General features: G+C 72.8%; 10 protein-coding genes. 9 read left to right on the forward strand and 1 reads right to left on the reverse strand.

The window, feature by feature from the left end; translation table 11 throughout:
* Positions 1 to 12: 12 nt before the first annotated feature.
* A complete protein-coding gene (locus ACK4YQ_RS02950) occupies positions 13 to 1,524 on the reverse strand; it encodes a CoA-acylating methylmalonate-semialdehyde dehydrogenase (protein ID WP_409608113.1) in 1,512 nt (503 codons plus the stop codon).
* A 150-nt stretch (positions 1,525 to 1,674) separates the two neighbouring features.
* Here ACK4YQ_RS02950 and ACK4YQ_RS02955 point away from each other — a divergent pair, with 150 nt between their 5' ends.
* The 9 genes from ACK4YQ_RS02955 (at position 1,675) to rpsP (ending at position 13,980) form a co-directional block, all read left to right on the forward strand.
* Positions 1,675 to 2,550, forward strand: a complete 876-nt coding sequence (locus ACK4YQ_RS02955; protein WP_409608115.1) for a GNAT family N-acetyltransferase — start codon at positions 1,675 to 1,677, stop codon at positions 2,548 to 2,550.
* Entirely contained in the window at positions 2,547 to 3,026 is a 480-nt protein-coding gene (tsaE, locus tag ACK4YQ_RS02960; RefSeq protein WP_409608117.1) for a tRNA (adenosine(37)-N6)-threonylcarbamoyltransferase complex ATPase subunit type 1 TsaE, read from the forward strand. Before ACK4YQ_RS02955 ends, tsaE begins: the two co-directional genes overlap by 4 nt.
* On the forward strand, positions 3,016 to 4,098 hold the full coding sequence (gene amgK / locus ACK4YQ_RS02965; RefSeq protein WP_409608119.1) for an N-acetylmuramate/N-acetylglucosamine kinase AmgK: 1,083 nt from the start codon (positions 3,016 to 3,018) through the stop codon (positions 4,096 to 4,098). The genes tsaE and amgK overlap by 11 nt, the downstream gene beginning before the upstream one ends.
* Before the next feature lie 23 nt (positions 4,099 to 4,121).
* Positions 4,122 to 4,820, forward strand: coding sequence for a nucleotidyltransferase family protein (locus ACK4YQ_RS02970; RefSeq protein ID WP_409609506.1), 699 nt, complete (start codon positions 4,122 to 4,124; stop codon positions 4,818 to 4,820).
* Positions 4,817 to 7,843, forward strand: coding sequence for a double-strand break repair protein AddB (gene addB / locus ACK4YQ_RS02975; protein ID WP_409608121.1), 3,027 nt, complete (start codon positions 4,817 to 4,819; stop codon positions 7,841 to 7,843). The genes ACK4YQ_RS02970 and addB overlap by 4 nt, the downstream gene beginning before the upstream one ends.
* On the forward strand, positions 7,840 to 11,310 hold the full coding sequence (addA, locus tag ACK4YQ_RS02980) for a double-strand break repair helicase AddA (protein ID WP_409608123.1): 3,471 nt from the start codon (positions 7,840 to 7,842) through the stop codon (positions 11,308 to 11,310). The genes addB and addA overlap by 4 nt, the downstream gene beginning before the upstream one ends.
* A gap of 82 nt (positions 11,311 to 11,392) precedes the next feature.
* Positions 11,393 to 11,725 carry a thioredoxin gene (gene trxA, locus ACK4YQ_RS02985; protein ID WP_409608125.1) on the forward strand — a complete coding sequence of 111 codons (333 nt, stop codon included), beginning with the start codon at positions 11,393 to 11,395 and terminating at the stop codon, positions 11,723 to 11,725.
* Positions 11,726 to 11,958: 233 nt separating this feature from the next.
* Positions 11,959 to 13,491, forward strand: coding sequence for a signal recognition particle protein (gene ffh, locus ACK4YQ_RS02990; RefSeq protein WP_409608127.1), 1,533 nt, complete (start codon positions 11,959 to 11,961; stop codon positions 13,489 to 13,491).
* Between the two features lie 18 nt (positions 13,492 to 13,509).
* Positions 13,510 to 13,980, forward strand: coding sequence for a 30S ribosomal protein S16 (gene rpsP / locus ACK4YQ_RS02995; RefSeq protein ID WP_409608129.1), 471 nt, complete (start codon positions 13,510 to 13,512; stop codon positions 13,978 to 13,980).
* Positions 13,981 to 13,996: the final 16 nt, after the last annotated feature.

Consider the following 13,996-nt stretch of genomic DNA (forward strand, 5'->3'; position numbering starts at 1 on the left):
CTCCTCGCCGGCCTACCTCATGGTCGGGATGACGAAGGCGGAGTCGGTCACGTCGCCCTCGGGCCAGCGGGCCGTGACCGTCTTGACCTTGGTGTAGAAGCGCACGCCCTCCATGCCGTGCTGGTTGGCGTCGCCGAAGGCCGATCGCTTCCAGCCGCCGAAGGAGTGGTAGGCCACCGGCACCGGGATCGGCACGTTGATCCCGACCATGCCGACGTTGACGCGGCTGGCGAATTCGCGGGCGGCGCGGCCGTTGCGGGTGAAGATGGCGACGCCGTTGCCGTACTGGTGGGCGCTGGGCAGGGCCAGGGCCTCGTCGAAGCTCTCGGCGCGGACGATCTGCAGCACCGGGCCGAAGATCTCCTCCTGATAGGTCTTCATGGTCGGCTTGACGTGGTCGAACAGGGTCGGACCGACGAAGAAGCCCTCCTCGAAGCCCTGCAGGGAAAAGCCGCGGCCGTCGACCACCAGCTCGGCCCCCTCGTCGACGCCAAGCTGGATATAGCCCTCGATCTTCTGCTTGTGCTGGGCGGTGACCACCGGGCCGTACTGGGCGGAAGCATCGGTGGAGACGCCCACCTTCAGGGTCTCGATTTCGGCCGCCAGCTTTTCGCGCAGGGCGACGGCGGTCTTCTCGCCGACCGGCACCGTGACCGGAAGCGCCATGCAGCGCTCGCCGGCCGAGCCGTAGGCGGCGCCCACCAGGTCCTTCACCGTCTGGTCGAGATCGGCGTCGGGCAGGACGATGCCGTGGTTCTTGGCGCCCCCCATCGCCTGCACGCGCTTACCCTGAGCGGTTCCGGTCAGGTAGACGTAGTGGGCGATGTCGGAGGAGCCGACGAAGCTGACGGCGGCGATCGCCGGATGCTGCAGGATGGCGTCGACGGCGGCCTTGTCGCCATGCAAGACGTTGAGCACGCCCTTCAGGTCCATGCCCTGGTCGGCGCCGGCCTCCATGAACAGCTCGCCCAGGCGCACCGGCACGCTGGGGTCCCGCTCGGACGGCTTGAGCACGAAGGCGTTGCCCACGGCCAGGGCCACGCCGAACATCCACATCGGGATCATGGCCGGGAAGTTGAACGGGGTGATGCCGGCGGCCACGCCAAGCGGCTGGCGCATGGAGAAGACGTCGATCCCCGGGCCGGCGCCCTCGGTGTATTCGCCCTTCAGCAGGTGCGGCACGCCGCAGGCGAACTCGATCACCTCCAGGCCGCGCTGCAGGTCGCCCTTGGAGTCGGCGATCACCTTGCCGTGCTCGCTGGACAGCAGCTCGGCCAGCTCGTCCATGCGCGCCTCGACCAGGCGCTTGAAGGCGAACATCACCCGCGCCCGGCGCTGCGGATTGACGGCGGCCCAGGCCGGCTGGGCCTTGAGCGCCGCCTGGACGGCGGCGTCCACCTCGGTCGCGTCGGCCAGACCCACCCGCGCCTGCACCCGGCCGGTGTTGGGATCGAACACCTCGCCGTACCGGCCGGTCCCCGAAGGCGTCGAGACGCCGCCGATGAAGTGATGGATCTCGCGCATGGCCTATCCTCCGGGTTCGCTGCAGGCTTCGGTGTGTAGGTCCGGGCGCCGGCCTTGACCAGCCCTCTTGAGGCCCCGCCTTTCGGACCCTCTGCGGGTGCGTCGGGGCGTCACTTGCCCGGGAGCGCACGACAGAGGCATGTTGCTTCCATGACGCTCGCCACCTCGGCCCCCGTCCTGCCGCACAGCCGCACGGGACACGACCACATCGTCGACGTGCTGATCGCCGAGCGGGCGCCCAACCTGTCGCGCCATCCGACCTGGCCGCTGCTGCGGCCCCTGCTCTACCGGCTGCTGAACTACGCCAAGGCGCGGCGGATGGCCGATGTGATCGCCCCCCTGCCCGGGGCGGCGGCGCTGGAGCACGTCTCCCAGCTCCTGTCGGTGAAGGTGGCCGTGCGGGGACTCGAGCGGATCCCCACGGCCGGACGGGTGGTGATGGTGTCCAACCACCCCACCGGCATCGCCGACGGGATCGCCCTCTACGACGCGGTCAAGGCGAGGCGGCCGGACCTGTGCTTCTACGCCAACGCCGACGCCCACCGGGTCGCGCCGGGCTTTTCCGACGTGCTGATCCCGGTGGAGTGGGTGGAGGAAAAGCGCACCCGCGAGCGCACCCGCCTGACCCTGCAGCTGACGCGCCAGGCGATGGAGGCCGAACGCGCCCTGGCGATCTTCCCCGCCGGGCGGCTGGCTCGGCGCGCCCCGGACGGGACCTTGTCGGACCCGCCGTGGATGGCGAGCGCCCTGTCGATCGCGCGGCGGCACGAGGCTCCGATCGTGCCGGTGCACATGACCGGCCCCTGGTCGACCCTGTTCCACGCCTTCGACCGCTTTTCCGGGGAGTTGCGCGACATCACCCTGTTCCACGAGCTTCTGAACAAGCGCGGACGCAGCTTCAGCCTGATCGTCGGCCCGCCGGTCGCGCCTGGCGCGTTGGATCCGGACGCCGTCGCCGCCACCACGGCGATGAAAAGCTATGTGGAACGCACCCTGCCGCTCGATCCGGACCGGCCGTTCGCATGAGCTCATCGGCCCGGCGCGAGCTTCACCTCCCCGACGAGGCCGCCACCGCGCGCCTGGGCGCCCGGATCGCCCAAGCCCTGCGGAAGGGCGAGGCGGTGTGCCTGTCCGGGCCGCTGGGGGCCGGCAAGTCGACCCTGGCGCGGGCCCTCATCCGGGCGCTCACGACGCCGGACCAGGACGCGCCGAGCCCCACCTTCACCCTGGTGCAGTTCTACGAGGGGCGCGGCCTGAACCTCGCCCATTTCGACCTCTACCGCCTGAGCTCGGCCGAAGAGGCCTACGAGATCGGGCTGGACGAGGCGCTCGACGATGGGGCGGCGGTGATCGAATGGCCCGAGCGGCTGGAAGGCGCCCTGCCGCCGGATCGGCTAGATGTAACGCTCACCCCCGAATCAGGGCCTGGCGGCGAGACCCGCCGCGCGCGCCTGACGCCGCACGGGGCCTGGATTGGACGAGGACTGGAAGTTGGATCGTGAGGCCCTGAAAAGCGCGTTCCTCGCCCGGCACGGCCTGGCCGAGGCGCGGCGCGAGCCGCTGGCTGGAGACGCCTCCACGCGCCGCTACGAGCGCCTGCACCGGCCGGGTCGGGCGAGCCTGATCTTCATGGACCAGCCGCCGGTCGAGAGCGCCCCCTGCCCGCCCGGGGCGACGCCCGAGGAGCGGCGGGCGGCCGGCTACAACGCCATGGCCCGCCTGGCGGCGGGACGCGTGGACGCCTTCATCTGCGCGGCCTCCTGGCTGCACGACCAAGGCCTGTCGACGCCCCAGGTCGTCGCCCACGACGCCGAAGCCGGCCTGGCGGTGCTGGAAGACCTGGGCGATGATCTCTACGCCAGCCTCATCGCCGGCGGCGCCGACGAAGCCCCGCTCTACGCCGCGGCGATCGACGCCCTCGCGGCGATCCACGCGGTGGAGCCGCCGGCCAGTCTGTGCGCAGGGACCGCGAGCTGGCCGCTCCTGACCTACGACGACCTCGCCCTGGCCACAGGCGGGGAGATGTTCCTGGAGTGGTGGCCGAAATTCTCGGGCCTGGCGCCCTTCTCGGCCGAAGCCGCGGCCGAATGGGACGCTCTATGGGCGCCGATCCGCGCCCGCGGCGAGGCGGGGGCCACGGTGTTCTGCCATCGCGACTACCACGCCGAAAACCTGATCTGGCTGCCCGAGCGCCGTGGCGCGGCGCAGGTCGGCATGCTGGACTTCCAGGACGCCCTGCGGGCGCACCCGGCCTGGGACCTGTCGATGCTCCTGCACGACGGACGGCGCGACGTGTCGCCGGAACGCGAGGCCGCCGCGCTCGCCCGCTATTTCGAGCTGCGGCCCGAGGTGGACCGGCGGCAGTTCCTGGCCGACTATCACGCCCTGGGCGCGCTGAACGTCTCGCGCATCCTGTTTATCTTCGCCCGGCAGGTGTCCGGCTTCGGGCGGCCGAAGTACGAGGCCTTCATGCCGCGCATGTGGCGCTATCTGGACCGATGCCTGGCCGACCCCGAGCTGGCTCCGATCAAGGCCTGGTTCGACCGCAACATCCCGGCCGAGGCGCGGCGGTGAGCCAATCCGGGCCGAAGGTGGCGATGGTGATGGCCGCGGGCCTGGGCACCCGCATGCGCCCGCTCACCGACACGCGGCCGAAGGCGCTGGTCGAGGTGGGCGGCAAGGCGCTCATCGACCACGTGCTGGACCGCCTGGCCGAGGCCGGGGTGGAGACCGCAGTGGTCAACGTTCACCACTTCGCCGACCAGATGGAGGCGCACCTGGCCGGGCGGGTCCGCCCGCGGGTGCTGATCTCAGATGAGCGGGCCGAGCTGCTGGACTCCGGCGGCGGCGTGCGCCACGCCCGCCCGCTGCTGGGCGATGAGCCGGTGTGGGTGGCCAATATCGATTCGCTCTGGATCGAGGGCGAAACGCCGGCCCTGGAGGCGATGAAGGCGCTGTGGGACCCCAGGCGGATGGACGCCTGCCTGCTGCTGGCGCCGCGGGGCCAGGGGATCGGCTTCGAAGGGCCGCGCGGTTTCTTCCGGGACGCGGAGGGCCGGCTGACGCATTCGGCCGAGCCTGAGCCGCCGACGCCCTTCGCCTTTACGGGCGTGCAGATCATCAAGCCGCGGGTGCTGGACGGCGAAGGCGCGGGCGCCTTTTCCATGGTCCCGGTCTGGCGACGGCTGAGCGGCGAGCGGCGGCTGTTCGGCGCAGTGATGGACGGCTTCTGGATGCACGTGGGCGATCCCCAGGCCCGCGACGAGGCCGAGGCGAGGCTGGCGGCGGCGCCATGAGCGGAGGCGGCCTCTTCGATGGGCCGGGACCGCGCTGGTTCAACATTCCGGCCCACCGGCCCTTCGTGGAGGACCTGGCGAAGGGCCTGCACGACGCCCTCGCGCCACTGGGCCCGGACGCCCTCTCCCAGGCGGTGGTGCTGACGCCGACGCGGCGCGGGGCGCGGGCGCTGGCCGACGCCTTCATAGCCGCGGCCGGCGGAAAGGCCGTGCTGCCGCCGCAGATTCGGCCCGTCGGCGACCTGGACGAGGGCGAGCCGCCGTTCGAGCCTGGGGACCTGGCGCTGGACCTGCCGCCGGCCATCGAGCCCCTTCGCCGCCGCTTCGAGCTGATGCGGATGGTCAAGGAGGCCGAGGGCCTGCTGAACCGCGAGCTGGACGCCGGCGCGGTGCTGGAGCTGGCCGAGGCCCTGGGCGGCTTTCTGGACAGCCTGCAGATCGAGGAGGTCGATCCGGCGGGCGGGCTGGCCGATCTGGTCGAGGCCGACCTCGCGGCGCATTGGCGCGTCTCCCGCGAGTTTCTGGAGCACGCGCTCGCCGAATGGCCGCGGCGGCTCGACGTGCTGGGCGTGGCCGACGTGAGCGCCCGGCGCGTGGCCCTGCTGCGGCGGCTGGCCGAGCGCTGGGAGGCCGCCCCGCCCCGGGGCGTGCTGGTCGCGGCGGGCTCCACCGGCACGGCGCCGGCCACCGCGCGCCTGCTGACGGTGGTGGCCAAGGCGCCGCAGGGCTGCGTGGTTCTGCCGGGCCTGGACGAAAGCCTGGCGCAGGCCGCCTGGCTGAAGGTGGGCGAACAACATCCGCAAGGAGCGCTCCGGCGGCTGCTGGCGCGGGCGGGGGTGGAGCGGGAGGAGGTGAGGGCGTGGCCGGCCTCGGGCTCCTTCGCCGCGGCTGGACGCTGGCGGCGGCGGATCGTCAACGAGGCGCTGCGGCCCGCCGAATCCACCGCCGACTGGCTGAACGTGATCGAGGCCCTGCGGCACGAAGGCGATGCGGATGGGGTGGATCCGGTGGCCGAAGGCCTGGCCGGGCTGTCCCTAGTGACGGCGCGCAGCGAAGAGGAGGCCGCCGAGGCCGCCGCCCTGCTCCTGCGCGAAACCCTGGAGACGCCGGAGCGTACGGCCGCCCTGGTCACCCCCGATCAGACCCTGGCCCGGCGCGTCACCCTGAAGCTCGCCCGCTGGGGCGTGGTCCCCGATTCCTCGGCCGGCTACGCCCTGGCCGGCGCCCGCTGCGCGGTGCTGGCCGCGCTCGCCGCCGCGGCGACGGTGGATCCGTTCGATCCGGTGACCTTGCTGGGCGTCGCCAAGCACCCGCTCGTGCGGCTGGGGCTTGCGCCGGACGACTTGGCGCGGGCCGCCCGGGCGCTGGAGCGGTTCGGGTTGCGTGGCGCCCGGCGGCGGAGCTGGGCGGCGCTGGAGGCGCGCATCGGCGCGGCCAAGGACGACGGCCAGGCGCAAGCGGCGCTGGACTTGCTGGCGCGGCTGCGGGCCGCCCTGGCGCCCTTGGCCGATCTCTACGCTGGCGGCGCGGCGCCGCCGGCGGCGGGGGCGCGAGCTCTGGCGAGCGCGATGGAGGCCCTGGCGGCGGACGCGTCGGGTTCGACCGGCGAACTCTGGTCGGGTCCCGCCGGCGAGTGCCTGGCCCGGCTGCTGGCCGGGCTGATGAGCGAGGGCGAGGGTCTGCCGCCAGCCAGCCCGCGGGGCTTCGCCGACCTCCTGCGGCGGCTGGTCGAAGGCGAGACGGTGCGCGCCGGCGGCGCGACCCATCCCCGCCTGCGCATCCTGGGCGCCATCGAGGCGCGGCTGGTGCGCGCCGACCGGCTGGTGCTGGCCGGGCTGGAGGAAGGGACCTGGCCGCAGGGAGCGCCACTGGACCCGTTCCTGTCGCGGCCGATGCGCGAGCGCCTCGGGCTGCCCCCGCCGGAGCGGCGGGTCGGCCTGTCGGCGCATGACTTCGCGCAGGCGGCCTGCGCGCCGGAGGTGATCCTGCTGCACGCCGAGCGGCGGGAGGGCGCGCCGGCGGTGAAGTCGCGCTGGCTGTGGCGGCTGGAGACCCTGGCGCGGGGGGCCGGCGTGCCCCTGGGCGGGCGCCCGGAGCTGATCGACTGGGCGCGCGGCCTGGATGCGCCCGGCGCCTACGCCCCGGCCCGGCGGCCTGCGCCCAAGCCGCCCCTGGAGCACCGCCCCCGAAGGCTGGCCGTGACCCGCATCGAGGCCCTGACCCGAGATCCCTACGCGGTGTGGGCGCGGGACATCCTCAAGCTCTACCGGATGGACCGCCCGGACGAGCCGGTGGAGGCCCGCGCCCGCGGCACGGCGATCCACGCCGCCTTTGAGCGGTTCGCCCGGGCCTACCCGCGCGAGCTGCCGCCGGACGGGGCTGAGCGGTTCGAAGCCTTCTACATGGCCGAACTGGAGGCCGCCGGCATGCCGCCGGAGGCCCTGGCCCGCGAGGCGGCGCTGGCGCGGGAGGCGGCGCTCTGGGTCGCCGAGCTGGAGGCGTCCCGCCGGGCCGACGGGCGCGCGATCCACGTTGAGATCGAAGGGCTGGCCGCCATCTCAGCGCCCGCCGGCGCGTTCGTGCTGACCGCCAAGGCCGACCGCATCGAGGTCGACCCGGAGGGGTTCGGCCACATCCTGGACTACAAGACCGGCCGCGCCCCTTCGGCCGACATGGTCCGCACCGGGTTCTCGCCGCAACTGACCCTCACCGCGGCGATCCTGGCCCTGGGCGGATTCGCCGAGATCGGACGCGTGCGGCCGGGCGACCTGACCTATCTGGAAGTGACCGGCCGCAAGCCGGCCGGGCAGACGATCGTGCGCGCCGCCGCCGGCGAGGAAAGCGCCGACGCCGCCGAGCGGGCGCTCGAAGGGCTCTCGCGGCTGATCGCCGCCTTCGACGATCCGGACCGCCCGTACGCCTCGCGCACCGCGCCGCAGTTCGTGAAGGCCCGCGGCGGCGATCATGACCATCTGGCGCGGGTGTTCGAGTGGTCGACGAGCGGCGAGGAGGACGGGGAATGACCCACGCCGACCCGCAGCGGCGGGCCGCCGACCCGGCGGTGTCGGCCTTCGTCACGGCCAACGCCGGCTCGGGAAAGACCAAGACCCTGATCGACCGGGTGGCGCGGCTGCTGCTGTCGGGCGCAGCGCCCGAGGCGATCCTGTGCGTGACCTACACCAAGGCGGCGGCGGCCGAGATGCAGCGGCGCCTGTTCGACCGCCTGGGCGCCTGGTCGGTCCGCGACGACCAGAGCCTGCGGGCCGAACTCGCCGAGCTGGAGGGCCGCTCGTCCGGCGACTATGACGGCTCCGCCCTGTCGGAAGCCCGCGCGCTTTTCGCCCGCGCCCTGGAGACGCCCGGCGGGCTGAAGATCCAGACGATCCATGCGTTCTGCGAGAAGCTGCTGCGGCGCTTTCCCCTGGAGGCGGGGATCTCGCCCGGTTTCCGGGTGATGGACGACGCCGCCACGGCGGCCGTCGCCGGCGCGGCGCGCAAGGCGGTGGCTCAGGCGGCGATGCGTCCGGACCTGCCGGCCCTGGCCGAGGCCTATGCGCGCATGTCGGTGGCCCTGGATTTCGCCAGCTTCAACGCCATGTTCGCGGCCTTCGAGGCCCGGCGGGGAGCCCTGGACGCCCATTTCCGCCGCTGCGGCGGCGGCGCGGGCGCGGCGGCCGCGGCTTGGGCGGCGTGCGGCTTCCTCGACGGGCCGGTGGCGCCCGAGGTCGTGGAAGCCGAGGCGCGCGCCGGCTTCGACCGACGCTTGTGGACCGCCTGCGCCGAGGTGCTGGCCCTCGGAGGCAAGGCCGACCAGACCGCCGCGGCCAGGCTGCGCGCGGTGGCGGCCGAGCCCGAGCCGCCCCTTTCGGCCATGCTCGGCGCGCTGTTCACCGAGGGCGGCGAGGGCGCGGCGGCGGCCTGGGTGGGCAAGACCAGCGGATTGAAGGCGGACGAAGGCCTGCGGATGGCCTTGCTGAGCGAGCAGGACCGGCTGGAGGCGGCGCGCGAGCGGCTGCGTTCCGCCCGGGTGGCGCAGGACACGGTCTACGCCCTGACGCTGGCGAGCGCCTACCTGGAGGCCTACCGCATCGAGAAGCGCGCCTCCGGCGCCCTTGATTTCGCGGACCTGATCGAAAGGAGCCGCGATCTCGTGGCCGAGCGCCCGGACGCGGCCTGGGTGCTCTACAAGCTGGACGGCGGGATCGACCACATCCTGGTGGACGAGGCCCAGGACACCGCCCCCGAGCAGTGGGAGATCATCACCGCCCTCACCGCCGAGTTCTTCGCCGGCGCGGGTGCGCCGCGGCGCGGAAAGCTGCCGCGCAGCCTGTTCGTGGTGGGCGACGAGAAACAGTCGATCTACTCGTTCCAGGGCGCGGCGCCCGAGCGTCTGCTGGTGGAGACCGAAGCCCAGCTCGCGCGGATAGCGGCGGCGGGCGCGCAGGGCGTGGCCGTGCCCCTGGTCGCATCCTGGCGGTCGACCGCCCAGGTGCTCCGCTTCGTCGACACGGTGTTCGACGATCCGGACACCCGCGCAGGGGTTCCGCCGCCCCGGGGGGAGGAGAAGGTGCGCCACCTGGCCACCCGGCACGACCATCCCGGATGCGTGGACCTGTGGCCTCTGTTCGTGGAGCCCAAGGGCGACAAGCGCGAGGCCTGGGACGCGCCCCTCGACGTGGAGAGCGAGGCCGGGGCGAACCGGCGCCTGGCCCGCGCGATCGCCGCGGAGATCGCCGACCTTGTCGCGCGCGGGGACGCGGTGTGGGAACGCGACCGCGGCTGGCGGCCGGCCCGCTACGGCGACGTGCTGATCCTGGTGCGGCGGCGGCGGGCCCTGTTCGAAGAGATCCTGCGGGCGCTGAAGCAGGCGGGCATACCCGTGGCCGGGGCGGACCGGCTGTCGTTGTCCGGCCATATAGTGTTCGACGACCTGATGGCCCTGGCGCGGTTCGTCCTGTTCCCCGAGGACGACCTCAACCTCGCCGCCCTGCTGCGCAGCCCCTTCTGCGATGTGGACGACGAGGGGCTCTACGCCCTGGCGCATCGGCGCGAGGGCGGGCTGTGGACGGCGCTGAACCGCCGGGCGGACGAGCGGGCCGAGTGGCGGGCGGCGGCGCAGCTCCTGCAGGCGGCGCTCGGCTGGGCCCGGGACCGGCGGCCCTTCGAGTTCTTCGGCCTCGCCCTGGCGGCCCGGGACGGCCAGGACCGCTCGATGCGCGCGCGGCTGCTGACGCGCCTTGGCGCGGAGGCCGAGGACGCCCTGGACGAGTTCCAGGCCCAGGTCCTGGCCGCCGAGGCCCGGGGGATCGAGGACCTGGAGCGGCTGGTCGCCGATTTCGCGGGCCTGGACATCGTCGTGAAGCGCGAGCTGGAGAGCGGCCGCGACGAGGTGCGGGTGATGACCACCCATGGCGCGAAGGGCCTCGAGGCGCCGATCGTATTCCTGCCGGAAACCACCCTGGAGGGCGGGGCGCGCGGATCGCCGCTGATGGAGACCGAGGACGGCGGGTTCCTGTGGTGCGCCTCGGCCAAGGCCGACTGCGCGACGTCGGCCGCCGCCCGCGAGGCGCGCAAGCGCAAGGAGGAGGAGGAGGCCCTGCGCCTGCTCTACGTCGCCCTGACCCGCGCCCGCGACCGGCTGGTGATCTGCGGGCGCATCGCCGCCAACCGCAAGGAAGATGGGCTGAAGGGATGGTGGCGGCTGATCCGCAACGCCTTCGAACACGACGACGTTCGGCCCCACACCTCGCCGGCCGCCTGCGGCGAGGTGACGGCGACGCGCTTCGGTCCTGACCCGAGGCGCCTGGCCCCGGCCGCGGCAGCCGCGGCGGCCGAGCAAGCGCCCCTGCCCGCCTGGACCGGGGCGGCGGCCGTACAGGAAGCCTTCGCGCGCTACGCTTCGCCCTCGACCCTCGGGGAGAGCGACCGGGCGCCGAGCCCCTCGCCCCTGGCCGCCGTGGGCGGCCTGGGCCGCTTCCGCCGCGGCGACCTGATCCACCGGCTGCTGCAGATCCTACCCGACATCGCCCCGCCCGAGCGGCGCGAAGCGGCGCAGCGCCTGCTGGGCCGCGAGCGTGACCTCTCCGAGTACCAGCGCCGGGAGATGGTTTCCGCGGCCATGGGCGTCCTGGAGGACCCGCGGTTCGCCGAGGTGTTCGGCCCCGGCAGCCGCGCGGAGGTGGCCATCGCGGGCACGGCGGCGAGCCTGCCGAACGGGCTGAAGATCTCCGGCCGCATCGACCGGCTGGTGGTGCTGCCCGAGCGCGTGCTGGTCGCCGACTTCAAGACCAACCGGCCCTCGCCCGACCGGATCGAGGACGCCGACCCCGCCTATCTGCGCCAAATGGCGCTCTATCGCGCAGTGCTTGCCGAGGTTTTCCCCACCCGCCGCATCGAGGCGGCGCTGGTGTGGACGGACGGCCCGAAGCTGATGGCGGTTCCAGAATTCCTAATGGTTGAATCCATTGCCGACCTCGGCCGTAACTGTTGATACCTTGAGGCGCGCGGCCTACATCCGCGCATCGAAAGTCGTCGGTCCGCGTTTCGAGAGCCGGCGCGAAAGGGAGCTTTTCATGAGCACCGTGAAGATCACCGACGAAAGCTTTGAGAAGGACGTCCTGCAGGCCGACAAGCCGGTGCTCGTCGACTTCTGGGCGGAATGGTGCGGGCCGTGCAAGCAGATCGCCCCGGCCCTGGAGCAGATCGCCGACGAACTAGGCAGCCAGGTCGTCGTGGCCAAGCTGAACATCGAGGAAAGCCCGACCACCCCGTCCCGCTACGGCGTGCGCGGCATTCCGACCATGATGCTCTTCAAGGGCGGGCAGATGGCCTCCATGAAGGTCGGCGCCATGCCAAAGCAGAAGATCCTGGAATGGCTGAACGAGGCTGGCGTCCAGGCCGCCTGAGCCCTTCGGCATTGCTGAACACCGCGGAGGCGGGCGCGGCCGGACCGGCGGCGCCCGCCTCTTTTCTTGACCAGAGCCTGTGGATGGGCGCATAAGCGCGCCCTTCCGGCGCAACTTCGGTCAGCGCCCTCCACCGTCACGACCCCGATGCCTATATCGGACGAGGACGGCGAGGCCCCCCGTCGACGTGATCGTCCACGGGGGCTGATCGCGTTTGGGCCATAGGAGTTTCGATGTTCGACGCACTGACAGAGCGGCTATCCGGCGTGTTCGACCGCCTCGGCGGGCGCGGGGTGCTGTCCGAGAAGGACATCGACGAGGCGCTGCGCGAGGTGCGGATCGCCCTCCTCGAAGCCGACGTGGCCCTGCCGGTGGTGCGCGAGTTCGTCGCCAAGGCCAAGGAGCGGGCCACCGGCGAGGCGGTGCTGCGCTCGGTGCGCCCCGCCGACCAGGTGGTGAAGATCACCTATGACGGCCTGGTGGAGATGCTGGGCGGGGAGACGGCCGAGGGCCTGAACCTGTCGCTGAACCCGCCGACGGTGATCCTGATGGCCGGGCTGCAGGGCTCGGGCAAGACCACCACCGCCGGCAAGCTCGCCCTGAAACTGTCCAAGGACCGCAAGAAGGTCCTGCTGGCCTCGCTGGACACCCGCCGGCCGGCCGCCATGGAGCAGTTGGCGACCCTGGCCAAGGCCGCCGGCGTGGACAGCCTGCCCATAGTGGCCGGGCAGTCGGCCCCGGACATCGCCCGCCGGGCGATGAGCGCCGCCAAGCTGCAGGGCTACGACGTCCTGATCCTCGACACCGCCGGCCGCACCACCATCGACGAGGCGATGATGGCCGAGGCGGCGGAGATCGCGAAGATCTCCAGCCCTTCCGAAACCCTGCTGGTGGCCGACAGCCTGACCGGCCAGGACGCGGTGCGCACGGCCAAGGCGTTCCACGAGCGGTTGCCGCTGACGGGGCTGGTGCTGACCCGGGCCGACGGCGACGGGCGCGGGGGCGCGGCCCTGTCGATGCGGGCGGTGACCGGCCTGCCGATCAAATTCCTGGGCGTCTCGGAAAAGATCGACGGCCTCGACGCCTTCGACGCCGCCCGGGTGGCCGGGCGCATCCTGGGCCGGGGCGACGTGGTGGCCCTGGTCGAGAAGGCGGCCGAGGAACTCGACCAGGCCAAGGCCGAGGCCATGGCCAAGAAGCTGGCCAAGGGCCAGTTCGACCTGGACATGATGGCCGAGCAGTTCGCCCAGATGAAGCGCATGGGCGGCATGGAGGGCCTGATGGGCCTTCTGCCGGGCGTTCAGAAGATCAAGAAGCAGATGGCCGAGGCCAACGTCTCGGACAAGACGCTGGACCGCCAGGCCGCGATCATCTCCTCGATGACCAAAGCCGAGCGCAAGAAGCCCGACATCCTCCAGGCCTCGCGCAAGCGCCGCATCGCCGCCGGCGCCGGCGTGGACGTGGCCGACGTGAACCGGCTTCTGAAGCAGCACCGGCAGATGGCCGACGCCTTCAAGATGATGAGCCGCGACGGCGGCAAGGGCTTCGCGCGGATGGCCGGCATGATGGGCGGCGGCGGCATGGACCGGCTGAAGGCGCTGGGCGGCGGCAAGCTGCCCACCCCCGACCAGGGCCAGCTGGAGGAGCTTGGAAAGCTCGCCGGCGGCGCGGGCGGGCCCAAGCTGCCCGGTCTCGGCGGCGGCGCACCCAAGCTTCCCGGCCTCGGGGGCCTGCCCCCCGGCGTCAATCCCTTCAAGAAATCCTAGAGCTTACAAGGACCGAACATGCTCAAGATCCGTCTCGCCCGTGGCGGCGCCAAGAAGCGCCCCTACTACTCGATCGTGGTGGCCGACAGCCATTCGCCCCGCGACGGCCGCTTCATCGAAAAGGTCGGGACCTATAACCCGCTCCTGAAGAAGGACGATCCGACCCGCGTCACCCTGAAGCTGGAGCGGATCCAGGAATGGATGGCCAAGGGCGCCCAGCCGACCGACCGCGTGGCCCGCTTCCTGGGCGCCGCCGGCGTCGTCCAGTGGAAGGCCGGCAACAACCCGAAGAAGGCCGAGCCCGGCCAGAAGGCCAAGGAACGCGCTGAGGAGCGCGCCCAGCGCGAGGCTGACCGCGCCGCCGCGGCCGCCGAGGCCGCCGCCGCCCCGGCTCCGGAGCCGGAAGCCGCCGTCGAGGAGGCCCCCGCCGCCGAAGCGCCGGCCGAAGAGGCCCCGGCCGCAGACGCCTCCGAAGAGGCGCAGGGCTGACCCCGCCTGCGGGACG

Source organism: Phenylobacterium sp. (assembly GCF_046291545.1).
Lineage (GTDB): Bacteria > Pseudomonadota > Alphaproteobacteria > Caulobacterales > Caulobacteraceae > Phenylobacterium.

Bases quoted from the DNA above. Each gene is read 5' to 3' on its own strand.
- ACK4YQ_RS02950 (WP_409608113.1), bottom strand. From the start codon at position 1,524: ATGCGCGAGATCCATCACTTCATCGGCGGCGTCTCGACGCCTTCGGGG.
- ACK4YQ_RS02955 (WP_409608115.1), top strand. From the start codon at position 1,675: ATGACGCTCGCCACCTCGGCCCCCGTCCTGCCGCACAGCCGCACGGGA.
- tsaE (WP_409608117.1), top strand. From the start codon at position 2,547: ATGAGCTCATCGGCCCGGCGCGAGCTTCACCTCCCCGACGAGGCCGCC.
- ACK4YQ_RS02970 (WP_409609506.1), top strand. From the start codon at position 4,122: ATGGTGATGGCCGCGGGCCTGGGCACCCGCATGCGCCCGCTCACCGAC.
- addB (WP_409608121.1), top strand. From the start codon at position 4,817: ATGAGCGGAGGCGGCCTCTTCGATGGGCCGGGACCGCGCTGGTTCAAC.
- addA (WP_409608123.1), top strand. From the start codon at position 7,840: ATGACCCACGCCGACCCGCAGCGGCGGGCCGCCGACCCGGCGGTGTCG.
- trxA (WP_409608125.1), top strand. From the start codon at position 11,393: ATGAGCACCGTGAAGATCACCGACGAAAGCTTTGAGAAGGACGTCCTG.
- ffh (WP_409608127.1), top strand. From the start codon at position 11,959: ATGTTCGACGCACTGACAGAGCGGCTATCCGGCGTGTTCGACCGCCTC.
- rpsP (WP_409608129.1), top strand. From the start codon at position 13,510: ATGCTCAAGATCCGTCTCGCCCGTGGCGGCGCCAAGAAGCGCCCCTAC.